Here is an 11,620-nt window from a genome sequence, read left to right as displayed (position 1 = left end):
GCGCGGGGGATACGACTTTCTCGCGCCGGGCGGTCTCGATCAAAGTGCCGAGCGATGCGGTGACCGTGCGCTCCTGCGGCATTGAGGCGTTCTCGACGAATGCTGCCGGCGTATCCTCTGGCAGCCCTGCTGCCAAGAGTTCCGCCACGGTGTCCGCCATATGCGTCAGGCCCATATAGATGACGATGGGCTGGCCGGTGCGGGCAAGGGCTGCCCAGTCAGGCCGGTCGTCGCTGACAGCGGCAAATCCGGTGGCAAGGATGATTGCGCCATTGACGCCGCGCATGGTCGCGGGAATGCCCGCCGAGGTCAGGCCGCCGAAAGCCGACGTGATGCCGGAAAGCACACGCCAGGGTATGTTCTCCCTCGTCAGCACCAGCGCTTCTTCCGCGCCACGGCCGAAGACGAAGGGATGCCCACCCTTCAGCCGCACGACCTTGCGGCCTTCCCGCGCCAGCTTCACCAGAAGTGCGTTGATATCGTCCTGCGGGATCGAGAGCCTGCCGCCGCGCTTGCCGACGAAGAATTTTTCGGCTTGCTCGGCAATATCAAGGATTTCGGGGGTCACCAGCGAGTCATGCACCAATGCGTCGGCCTGGGCGAGCGCCGACAGCACATCGAGCGTGAGACAGCCGGGATCGCCCGGCCCGGCACCGGCCAGCCAGACATGGCCGGGTTCGAGCAGTTGAGGCTCGTACTTCAAACGTGCAATGGCTTTTTCGAGACTCATGCGTGTCGCTTTCGCCGATGACGCGCGGGCTTGGCCAGCCTATAGATCGCGTCATGAATGAAGAAGATCGTCCGCTCAAGCGCGGCTGGACCACCGGTGCCTGCGCCACCGCCGCGACCAAGGCGGCGTGCATCGCATTGAAGTCGGGGCAATTCCCCGACCCGGTGGAAATCACCTTGCCGAGCGGCCAGAAGGTGGCTTTCGCGCTGGCGAAGAACGAGCGTTTGGACGGTGCGGCCATGGCCGGTATTGTCAAGGACGCCGGCGACGATCCCGATGTGACGCATGGGGCGTTGGTCATGAGCACGGTGCGGCCGGGCAGGCCAGGCAGCGGCATCATTTTCAAGGCGGGCAAGGGCGTTGGCACAGTGACGCGGCCGGGCCTGCCGATCCCGCCCGGCGAGGCCTCGATCAACCCGGTGCCGCGCAAGATGATCGCTGCTGCGATAGCCGAGGTGGCGGGGGAAGGTGCCGACTACGAGGTCGAGATTTCGGTTGCCGGCGGCGAGGAGATGGCACTCAGGACGCTGAACCCGAGGCTCGGCATCCTGGGCGGCATTTCGATCCTGGGGACGACGGGCATCGTCATTCCTTATTCCTGCTCGGCCTGGATCCATTCCATCCATCGCGGCGTCGATGTGGCGCGCGCCATGGGCTTCGACCATGTCGCGGGCTCGACCGGAAACGCCTCCGAGATGGCGGTCCAGAAATTCCACGATCTGCACGAAGTCCAACTGATCGACATGGGCGACTTTGTCGGCGGCATGCTGAAATACATCCGCGCTCATCCGGTGCCAAAGGTGACGATCGCCGGGGGCGTCGCCAAGATGACCAAGCTGTCGCAAGGCCTGCTCGATGTGCATTCGAATAGAGGCTCCGCCGATCTGGAAGGGCTGGCTTCGGTGGCCGCGGAGGCCGGAGCGGACGAAGCGCTTGCCGCGCGTATCCGTAGCGCCAACACGGTGGCCGAAGCCTTCATCGAGGCCAGAAAGGCCGGCGTCGGTATTGGCGATGCGATCGCCAAGGCGGCCTGGCGCACTGCGGCCGCTGCCCTCAACGATCCCGATATCGCGCTCGAAATCCTCGTCTTCAACCGTGAAGGAGAGTTGATGGGGCATGCGCCCTTCGCCTCGTCTCATAACCCGTCGCGGCCCCTGAAGCGGCGCTGATAATAGGCGTCGTAGAGCGAGCTTTCGCGAAAATCCTCTGCAGCCAGCGAGGCGCCCACGAAGATGATGGCGGTGCGCTCGATCGGGTCCTTGGCCAGTTCGGCCGCGATGGTTGACAGCGTAGCGCGGATGACACGCTCGTTCGGCCATGAAGCGCGGAACACAATCGCCACTGGGCAATCCGGGCCATAGTGAGGGGTGAGTTCCGAAACGACCTGATCGATGGCGTGGATGGCCAAGTGAATGGCGAGCGTGGCGCCGGTGCGGCCGAAGCCGGCGAGCGTTTCGCCCGGCGRCATCTTCGACGCGCGACCTGAGATGCGGGTCAGCACCAGGCTCTGGGCGACTTCCGGAATGGTCAGCTCGCGCTTGAGCGCTGCAGCCGCAGCGGCGAAGGAGGGCACGCCCGGCGTCAGTGTGTAGGCGATACCGTGCTTTTCCAGCCGCCGAATCTGCTCGGCGACCGCACTCCACACTGAGAGATCGCCGGAATGCAGACGGGCGACGTCATGGCCGGCTGCGTCTGCGGCGACATACTCAGCTTCGATCTCCTCGAGCGACATCGGAGCGGTATCGACCAGCCTTGCGTCCTCCGGGCAGTAGGACAAAAGCTCAGGCGAGACGATGGAACCGGCATAAAGGCAGACCGGACAGGCGGCCAGGACCTTTGCGCCGCGCACGGTGATGAGGTCGGCGGCACCCGGGCCGGCGCCAATGAAATGAACGGTCAAGTGCTGGCTCCACTGATGGCGATGGCGCAGGTGGCCGCGCCGACTGATATGCGCGGGCCAAGCAGGCTCGAGCCGTCGCCGGCGGCGGCAAGGGCTGAGGCTTCCGAGACGGACGGCGTGCCTGCGGCTTCGAGCGAGGCTTGCGAGCGGCTGAGCGTGCGTGGCTCTGCGGCCTTCAACTTCGTGTCTTCTACGACCAGCAAGGGGAGGTCGAGGGTTCGTCCAGCGGCAATGATGCCTTGTTCGTCTCGCTTGAGCGCGGCAGTGGCGAGCGCTGAGAGTGCGGTTACAGCCAGGCCGTGCGCTTCGAGCGCGGTTTCGATGGCGGACAGAATGTCTTCGTGCGCTGCGCCTTTGCGGCAGCCGATGCCTGCGATCATCATGGCTTTACCCAGCTCCATTGCGTGACCGGCATTGCCGGCCGCCAGCCGGTCATCGAGCCAACAGGGGCGGCGCGGGAGACTTGAAGGCGAATGAGGTCGCCGCCGAGGGCGGCATGGCTTGCGAGCAGCAACGTTTCCATTTCAAGCGTGACGGCATTGGCGACGAGACGGCCGCCGGGACGAAGCGCTGCGATTGCCGCGTCGAAAACGCCTGGCTCGCTGCCGCCGCCGCCGACGAAGATGGCGTCGGGTGTGGGCTGATCGGTGAGAGCTGCGGGGGCGGCGCCATGCACGATTGCGAGGCCGGGCACGCCACAAGCCTTGGCGTTGCGGCCAATACGTTCGACGCGCTCAGCATTGGTCTCGATAGCGACAGCACGCAGCGAGGGATGGCAAAGCATCCACTCGATCGAGATCGAGCCGGAACCTGCGCCGATGTCCCACAACAGCTCGCCGCGCTGCGGAGCAAGCGCCGACAGCGTCATGGCGCGGATTTCGCGCTTGGTGATCTGGCCGTCATGTTCGAACAGATCATCGGCGAGGCCGCAAGCAAGCGGCAAAATGCGAGCTTCCGGAGTTGATTCAATCTCAAGTGCCAAAACATTGAGCGGATTGATTTTTTGGAGGTCGAAGGCCATCGCGTTGGTTGCGCGAATTCGCTCGCTTGGACCGCCAAGAGCTTCGAGAACCGTGAGTTTCGAGCCCCCAAAACCGCTGTCTGCGAGCAGTTTCGCGATGGCAGCCGGCGCTTCGCCGTCCGAGGTCAGTGCGAGGATGCGGGCGCTGGGCTGCAGCAGCGGGCGGATCAGCTCGATGGCGTGGCCGTGAAGCGAGATCGTCTCGATGTCCTGCAAAGACCAGCCAAGGCGCGAGGCGGCGAGCGAAAAGGCAGAAGGGGCTGGCAGTACCCGCATTTCCGCAGTTGGGACCGCTCGAGCCAATGTGACGCCGACGCCATGGAAAAAGGGATCGCCGGAGGCGAGCACGCAGACCTTTTGGCCACGGAGGGCGGTGACGTTGCGCATTTCGTTGTCGAAAGGCGTCGGCCAGGCGTGGGCCTCGCCGTTGATCAACCCGGCTGCCAACGCCAGATGGCGCTTGCCGCCGAAGACATGGGTCGCGGCCGAGATCGCGCGCTTGGCCTCGTCGCCGAGACCCGCTACACCGTCCTCGCCGATGCCGACGACCGTCAGCCATTTATCCATCGGCGTGAAATCAGCAGGCATGATGACCCACCGCATATTGATCTTGGGCGGAACCACCGAGGCGAGGCAACTGGCAGCGCAGCTCGCTGCGCGCACCGGCCTCGACATCACGCTTTCCATGGCTGGCCGCACTGAAAATCCGGTCGAGCAGCCGGTGCCGATGCGCAGTGGCGGTTTTGGTGGAGCGCAGGGCTTGGCCGAGTGGCTTGCCGCGCACAAAATCGACCTGCTGATTGATGCCACTCATCCCTATGCTGCGCGCATTTCGGCCAATGCGGCCGAGGCTGCGCGCCTGTCCGGCGTGCCGATTCTGGCACTGCGCCGCCCTGCCTGGGAGGCGGTCGCCGGCGACAACTGGACGCTGGTAGACGATGCCGACGGAGCGGTGGCTGCGCTGGGTGTAAATCCGCGTCGCGTCTTCCTCGCGCTTGGCCGGCAAGAGATCGCGGCTTTCGTGACTGCGCCCCAGCATTCCTATATCATTCGCAGCGTCGACCCGATCGAGCCGCCGCTCGGTGTGCCCGATGCCACCTACATTCTTGCGCGCGGGCCGTTTCGGGAGGTCGACGAGCGCGCGTTGCTCAAGGAGAATCGCATTGACGTCATCGTCGCCAAGAACAGCGGCGGTGCGGCCACCTATGGCAAGATCGCAGCCGCGCGGGGAATTGGGACCGAGGTGATCCTGTTCCGCAGGCCGGAATTGCCGGATGTGCCATCCGCCTCGACCGTTACCGCGCTGCTCGACCTTATCGATCATTAGTTTGCCCCGACTGCAAAGCGCGGCGTGTAGACAAGCGGACGCTTGCCATCGCGCTCGATGAGACGGGTCTCAGGTGAGCCGATGATGACGCAGGTCGCCATGTCGGCTTTTTCCGCAGCGGCCTCACCAAGCGTGACGATTTCGATCCGTTCGTCGGGTCGGCCGGCGGCACGGCCGAAGATGACGGGCGTCGACGCGGGCAGATGCGCGCGTAGCGTCTCAAACGCGCTGCCGAGCTGCCAAGGGCGTGCCTTGCTGATCGGATTGTAGAGCGAAATGACGAAGCCGGCGGTAGCCGCCGCCACCAGCCTGCGCTCGATCAGTTCCCATGGCTTCAAATTGTTCGACAGGTTGATCGCGCAGAAATCATGGCCGAGCGGTGCGCCGACGCGGGCGGCAACGGCGAGCATGGCGGTGACGCCGGGCACGATGGCGAGGTCGATGTCGCGCCATTCCTTGGGGCCGGCCTCGATCGCCTCGCAGATTGCAGCGGCCATGGCGAAGACGCCGGGGTCGCCGCCAGAGACGACAGCAACGTTGTGGCCGGATGCTGCCATTTCTAGCGCGGCGTTGGAGCGGGAAATCTCCTCGCGATTGTCGGAGGCGACGCGCGCCTGGTCGGGGCGTAGGTCGAGGCGATCGAGATAGGGCTTGTAGCCGAAGAAGTAGCTGGCTTCGGCAACGGCGCTGGTGGCTTCCGGCGTGACCTGATCGGCATTGCCGGGGCCGAGGCCGATGACGACGAGGCGGCCGCTCATAGCTCCGCCCCCGGCTTGCCGGCCCAGCCTGGCACCAGCACGATGGCGAAATAGGGTGCGGTGTCGTCGGCCTTGTCGACAAGCCGCATCGACAGCGTGTTCGGCATTGTGCCGCGCTCGACATAGATGGCGCGGTCGAGCTTGCCGGTGACGTCAAGGGCCTTGCGGATCTTGGGCAGGTTGCGGCCGACTTTCATGATGACGGCGGCGTCGGTGTCGGCGAGGCGGCGGGTCAGCTCGAACTCGCTCATGGTGCCCGGCAGCACCGACAGCACGTCGTCGCCCTGGACGATCGGCACGCCCGTCTGCGACCAGCAGCCGGACATGGCGGTGACGCCGGGGATGATTTCGGTCGGGAAGAGGTGCGACAGCCGCACATGCAGGTGCATGTAGGAACCATAAAACAGCGGGTCGCCCTCGGACAGGACCGCCACAGTGCGTCCCTCCTGGAGATGCGCTGCAACCGCCCGCGCTGACTCTTCATAGAAGCCTGTGATCGCTGCGCGGTAGTCGTCGTGATCCTTGTCGATCTCGGTGGTGACCGGGTAGAGCAGCGGCAGTTCGATGACCTCAGCGCGGAAATGCGCGTCAGTGATGGTGCGGGCGTTGCTGTTGTTACCACGTTTGGCAAAATGGGCGATCACGTCGGCCTCTGCCAGCGCACGCACCGCCTTCAAGGTCAGCAGTTCGGGATCGCCCGGGCCGGTGCCGACGCCGATGAGGCGACCTTTCTGAGCTGATGTCACAGGCCCGGCCTCGCAAGTGCGTTGAGGGCGGCGGCGGTCATGGCGCTGCCGCCGAGGCGGCCACGCACGATGGCATAAGGCACACCATAGGAATTTTCGGCCAGCGCGTCCTTTGATTCGGCAGCCCCAACGAAGCCGACCGGCATGCCGATGATGGCGGCAGGCTTGGGCGCACCGTCACGCAGCTTTTCAAGCAGATAAAAAAGCGCGGTCGGTGCGTTGCCGATGGCGACGACCGCGCCGGCCATTTTATCGCCCCAGAGGTCGATGGCGGCGGCGGAACGGGTGTTGCCGACTTTTTGCGCGATTTCGGCTGTTTGCGGGTCGCGCAGCGTACAGATCACCTCGTTGTCAGCGGGCAGGCGGGCGCGGGTGACGCCGCGCGCCACCATCTCCGCGTCGCAAAAGATCGGTGCGCCGGCCTTGAGGGCTGCACTCGCTGCGGACACGAAGTTTTCGGAGAAGACGAAATGTTCAGCCGCCTCGACCAGGCCGCAAGCGTGGATCATGCGCACGGCAACATCGGCTTCCTCTTCGGAAAAGCGCGAGAGGTCGGCCTCCGAGCGGATGATGGCGAAGGATCGCTCGTAGATGGCCATGCCATCGTGGATGTAGTCGTAGGCGGCCATGGTCATCCTTGTCGTAACGATTGCGCCAAGCGCTTGGCGCCAAGCCGGGCGAGGCAAGCGGTGGCGTCCTCATGCGGCTGTCGCTCGGCGGCGAGAAGTTCTGTGAGCCGGCCAACGCCACGCGCGGCTTCATATCCTGCGGTGTAAGCAGCCGGAAGCCCTTTCGCCGTTCCGCCGACGACAAATGCCGCGCCTTTTTCGTCACCGACGATGGTGAGGGCAGCGCGGCCGGGATGGGCGCAACCCTTGGCGCAGCCGGAGACATGCAGGCTAAGTGTCGGGTCGAGGTCTGGGCCGATGGTTCGCGCGATTTCGGCCGCCACGTCGCGCGCGGCGATCATGCCGGACGCACATGCTGGCGCGCCTGGGCAGGCGGCGATGCGGCTGCGCGGATCGGCGGCGGCAGTGACGAAATCGAGTCTTTTTGCTTCCAAGCGAAGTGCGTCGCAGGCGGGGTGCGTCATGCCCATGAGGAGGAGTGAACGGGCGGGAGCGGGACGGATGCCGGATGCGCCAAGCTTGATCGCGGCTTCGCAAAGGGAAATTAGCGTTTCGGCGCGGGCAGAGCCGAACGGCAGGGCAATGCCGAGGGCGATTCGGTCCTCGCCTAGGGGCAGGATTCCAATGGAAGATGAATCGGTTGAGGGGATTTGCTGGGAAAATGAATCATCAGCTGCGGTGGTTAAGTGGTGATCTTTCGACCCCCCCTCTGTCCTGCCGGACATCTCCCCCGCAAGGGGGGAGATCAGCCATTGCGTCGGTTTCCGCCAATCTCCGGTGTCAGTGTGCCCGGCGGACGTGGCGCTAGGGGTGTCATATTCTGCAAGATCAGGGCACGGAGCACTGACGCCGAAGTGGCCGATCTCCCCCCTTGCGGGGGAGATGTCCGGTAGGACAGAGGGGGGGCGGAAGGAGTGAGACGTTGCCGAGACTTCGATTGCTTCCAGGATGGCGGGCACCGCCAGGTCGCGGGCGCGAGCTTGGCGCCCAAGGGCCGCTACAGTTCCCAGTATGGCGACTGTAGCATGGCAGGCGGCTTCCGCACTGAACTCGCCGACCAAGGTCGCGGCGTCTGCGTCGCCGGCGACTGACAGACGCCAGTGCTGGGCGTCGGCGGCTTCTAACCTGACATCTGCCATGATGGCGTCGAGGCGGATCTGGCCGCGACCGTCCACCACCACGGAGACTTTGGGACCGAGCCGTGCGGCTAGGTCGGCGGCGGAGATTGCCTGGCGGATGGCCGTTGCGAGCGGCGCGGGATCGGCTGTTTCCGTAGGGTCGATCCCCGCAAGTGGACTTGTGTCGACGGGAGCGCCGGTGCGAACCACAATGCCGAGCGCATCGACTTCGGCGGCAAGTTGCGCGGCGCTTTGGGTGGTCAGGCCGCGGATCTGGATGCTGCCGCGAGCGGTAACCTCAACGATGCCGTTGCCATGGCGAAGCGCGGACTCACAGAGTCCGATCAATAGCTTGGGCGCGATTTCTCCAGCAACTGGATTGAGCCGGACGAGCAGTCCGTCGCCTGTCTGCATCGGGGCGGAAAGAGCGGGGCAGGCGCCACGACGTGAGAAGGTGCTCATGCCGCGACCTCTTTTTCCGAGGCTTCGGCGATCAATGCGGCGAGATCGTCGTCGATGGAGTTGCGCAAGGGATGCCATAGGCCGCGACGCCGGGCGGTCGCGAAACGTTCGGCGATGAATTTCGCCGCTGCCGGGTTCTCGCGCAGCATGAAGGCACGCACGGCATCATTGCCGAGATAGGCGTCGTGGACGGCCTCGATCAACGCGCCTGATATGGCGTTGGTCGTTTCGGCAAAGCCGATCAGGCGGTCGACCGTTTCGGCGAACTCCGAGGCGCCGCGTGGGCCATGACGCATCTGGCCGGCGATGAAACGGGCGTTGGTGGCGCGAGCACGTACGACGCGGCCGACGGCTTCCGTGACCGAGCGCGGGCGCGGCTTCTGCGGGTCCGTGGTGTCGAGCACAATGACGTCGGCGTTTTTGCCGAGTGTGGCAAGAGCTGCCGTAAAGCCGCCTATGAAGGCGACGTCGGCGGAGCCTTCGAGTATGTCGCGGCCGGGGTCGTCGCCGGTGTGAACCAGCAAATCTGCTTCGGCGATGCGGCCGGCAAAGGCCCCGGGCGCGGAGACACCTTCACCCTCGGCGCCGCCATAGGCGTGCGAGGCCGCGTCGAGATAGGCGCGGCCGAGTTCGTCACGCGTGGTCCAGTCGCCCGAAGACAACAGGTCCTCAAGGCCCGCGCCATAGGTGCCGGGCGATGAGCCGAAGATGCGTGGCTCGACTTTGCCCGAAGCGCGGGTGCTGGCGGCGAGCGGGTTTTCGTGGTCGTCCTCCTCGCGTGTGGCGACCGCGCGCGCTGCCGCATCGATCAGCGCGATCTGGGTCGGGAACATGTCGCGGAACAGGCCTGAAATGCGCCAGGTCACGTCGACGCGCGGGCGGCCAAGCGCTGCCGGCGGCAACACCTCGATGCCTGTGACGCGGCCGGTGGCGGAATCCCACTGCGGCMGGCAGCCCATCAGCGCCAGGCCTTGGGCGATCTCTTCGCCGCCAGTGCGCAGCGAAGCGCTGCCCCAGAGATCGATAACCAGCGCGCGTGGCCAGTCGCCATGGCCCTGTAGATAGCTGCGCATGATTTCGTCGGCCGCAGCCTTGCCGAGGTCGAAGGCGGTCGGCGTCGGCATGGTACGCGGATCTGATGTGAACAGATTACGGCCGGTGGGCAAAACGTCGGTGCGTCCGCGCGCCGGGGCGCCCGAGGGGCCGGCCTTAACGTGACGGCCGTCGAGCGCGGCGATCAGGCCCTCGCGTTCGCTGGCAGCACTTTGCCTGCGCATCGCGTCGTGTTCGTCGTCTGAGGCGCGACCATAGATGTGCAGGCCATCCTTGATGGCGAAATCCTTGAGGTCGCAAAGCCAGGCGTCGATACGGCGCAGTGCCTCGTCTGGCGCGTCGGTGTTGGCAACGCCGGCTTCGCTGGCGAGGCCTGTCTGGGACGCCATCTCGACGATCAGCTTGGCCAGCCGGTCGCGGCGGCGGCGGTCAAGGCCATCGGCCTGGGCATATTCGTCGACCAGTCGCTCAAGCTTGTGCTGGTTCTCGTCGAGGCCGGCACTGGCAAGTGGCGGCGGCAGGTGGCCGAGCGTGACGGCCGAAATACGGCGCTTGGCCTGGGCTGCCTCACCAGGATTGGAGACGATGAAGGGATAAATGACAGGCAGCGAACCGGTGACGATTTCGGGAAAACAGGTCTGGCTCAGAGCGACAGTCTTGCCCGGCAGCCATTCAAGTGTGCCATGCGCACCGACATGGATGATCGCGTGGACGCCGAGCGACTTTTGCAGCCACAGGCCAAAGGCAAGCAGCGCATGCCGTGGCGGCAGGGTCGGATCGTGATAGTCGGCACGGCGATCGGCCGAGCGACCGCGATCCGGGGCGAGGGCCACCGTGACGTTGCCGAAGGTGGAGGCGCAGAATGGAAAATGGAGTTGCCTCTCACCCTTACCCTCTCCCCTCAAAGACGGGGAGAGGGGGGCGTCGGCGTTGCGGCCGTCTTCCTTCTCCCCGGCGTTACGGGGAGAAGGTCCGGCAGGGGATGAGGGGCGGTGCGATGGTGGAGTTGTTACAGCCTCCAGCGCAGCTTCCCCCCACGCCGCCTCAACCACGTTCCTTGCATCCGTGGGCAGATCAGCGGACTGCGCGAGATAGTTATCAAGCRCCAGTCCATGCCCACCCGCCTCGATCAGGTCGAGCAATTCGCGCGGAGTTTCCGGAATCGATTCAACGCCGTACCCGGCGTCCTTGAGGTCCTGCAGCATGGCCAAGACGCTGTTGGGTACGTCGAGGCCTACGGCATAGCCTGTGCGGCCGGGCGCGCTGGGATAATCGGGGATGAGAATCGCGAGCTTGCGCTTTTCGGGCGGCGTCTCGCGCAGCCTGAGATGTGCCGCGATGCGGGTTGCGACCTGTTCGACACGGTCCGGCTCGGGCCGGTTGGCCAAGGCGCGGAAGCCGAGCGCCGGGTCGAGTTCGCTCTCGGACTTGAATGAGATGGCGCCTGCGAGGATGCGGCCGTCGAGCTCGGGCATGACGACATGCATCGCAAGATCTGCCGGTGCCAGCCCACGCGGGCTACCCTCCCAGGCTTCGCGGCGGGTGGTGGCGACGATCACCTGAAACACGGGAACGCCGGCCCGGTCGAACAGTGTTTCCGCGCCGGGTTCCGCTCCTGAGGCAAACGCTGTAGCCGTGATGATGGCTGATGGCTCTAACGCAAAAAGAGCCGCCTCGACAAAGCTGAGCGATTCCTTGTCCTTCAGGCTTGATACGAAGATCGGGACGGGCCGGATGCCTTGGCGGATGAGTGCGTCGGTCAGTGCGTCGACGGGGGCGACATCGGCTGCCAGCAGCATCGAGCGATAGAACAGGATGGGGACGATATCACCTTCTCCCCGTTCACGGGGAGAAGGTGCCCCGAAGGGGCGGATGA

Annotated in this window: 11 protein-coding genes; 2 read left to right on the top strand and 9 right to left on the bottom strand. The window is 65.2% G+C overall.

All coding sequences use genetic code 11. The features are described 5' to 3' along the window. The coding region (gene cobA, locus AC1DUU_RS11370; protein WP_476783521.1) for a uroporphyrinogen-III C-methyltransferase at positions 1 to 730 on the bottom strand (730 nt) is incomplete at its 3' end. 53 nt (positions 731 to 783) lie between these two features. On the opposite strand from cobA, the gene AC1DUU_RS11365 reads away from it, so the two are divergent. Then, positions 784 to 1,899: a cobalt-precorrin-5B (C(1))-methyltransferase gene (locus tag AC1DUU_RS11365; protein ID WP_476783523.1), complete on the top strand. Its 1,116-nt coding sequence runs from the start codon at positions 784 to 786 to the stop codon at positions 1,897 to 1,899. Here AC1DUU_RS11365 and cobM read toward each other — a convergent pair. Genes cobM through cbiE form a run of 3 tightly spaced genes read right to left on the bottom strand, consistent with a single transcriptional unit; the run spans position 1,866 to position 4,239 of the window. Beyond that, positions 1,866 to 2,630, bottom strand: coding sequence for a precorrin-4 C(11)-methyltransferase (cobM, locus tag AC1DUU_RS11360; protein ID WP_476783520.1), 765 nt, complete (start codon positions 2,628 to 2,630; stop codon positions 1,866 to 1,868). The genes AC1DUU_RS11365 and cobM overlap by 34 nt on opposite strands. Then, positions 2,627 to 3,013 (bottom strand): cobalamin biosynthesis protein, encoded by a 387-nt coding sequence (locus AC1DUU_RS11355; RefSeq protein ID WP_476783519.1) that lies wholly within the window; start codon positions 3,011 to 3,013, stop codon positions 2,627 to 2,629. The genes cobM and AC1DUU_RS11355 overlap by 4 nt, the downstream gene beginning before the upstream one ends. Then, entirely contained in the window at positions 3,010 to 4,239 is a 1,230-nt protein-coding gene (gene cbiE, locus AC1DUU_RS11350; protein WP_476783518.1) for a precorrin-6y C5,15-methyltransferase (decarboxylating) subunit CbiE, read from the bottom strand. Before cbiE ends, AC1DUU_RS11355 begins: the two co-directional genes overlap by 4 nt. Before the next feature lies 1 nt (position 4,240). Between cbiE and AC1DUU_RS11345 the strand changes: the two genes are divergently transcribed. Beyond that, positions 4,241 to 4,978, top strand: a complete 738-nt coding sequence (locus tag AC1DUU_RS11345) for a cobalt-precorrin-6A reductase (RefSeq protein WP_476783522.1) — start codon at positions 4,241 to 4,243, stop codon at positions 4,976 to 4,978. On the opposite strand, the gene AC1DUU_RS11340 is transcribed toward AC1DUU_RS11345, so the two are convergent. The 5 genes from AC1DUU_RS11340 to cobN all read right to left on the bottom strand — a co-directional run. After that, the gene (locus AC1DUU_RS11340) at positions 4,975 to 5,736 is read right to left on the bottom strand and encodes a precorrin-3B C(17)-methyltransferase (RefSeq protein WP_476783517.1); all 762 of its coding nucleotides are present in this window, start codon (positions 5,734 to 5,736) and stop codon (positions 4,975 to 4,977) included. The two genes, AC1DUU_RS11345 and AC1DUU_RS11340, sit on opposite strands and share 4 nt — an antisense overlap. Beyond that, complete coding sequence (locus AC1DUU_RS11335; RefSeq protein ID WP_476783516.1) at positions 5,733 to 6,482, bottom strand: precorrin-2 C(20)-methyltransferase; 750 nt, start codon at positions 6,480 to 6,482, stop codon at positions 5,733 to 5,735. Before AC1DUU_RS11335 ends, AC1DUU_RS11340 begins: the two co-directional genes overlap by 4 nt. Beyond that, a complete protein-coding gene (locus AC1DUU_RS11330; protein WP_476783515.1) occupies positions 6,479 to 7,111 on the bottom strand; it encodes a precorrin-8X methylmutase in 633 nt (210 codons plus the stop codon). The genes AC1DUU_RS11335 and AC1DUU_RS11330 overlap by 4 nt, the downstream gene beginning before the upstream one ends. A gap of 2 nt (positions 7,112 to 7,113) precedes the next feature. Next, the gene (gene cobG / locus AC1DUU_RS11325; protein WP_476783514.1) at positions 7,114 to 8,691 is read right to left on the bottom strand and encodes a precorrin-3B synthase; all 1,578 of its coding nucleotides are present in this window, start codon (positions 8,689 to 8,691) and stop codon (positions 7,114 to 7,116) included. Then, on the bottom strand, positions 8,688 to 11,620 hold a 2,933-nt coding region (gene cobN, locus AC1DUU_RS11320; protein ID WP_476783513.1), incomplete at its 5' end, for a cobaltochelatase subunit CobN. The genes cobG and cobN, both read right to left, overlap by 4 nt.

Source organism: Aminobacter sp. P4_H6_2, assembly GCF_056400805.1.
This window is presented reverse-complemented; position numbering and strand designations above follow the sequence as displayed.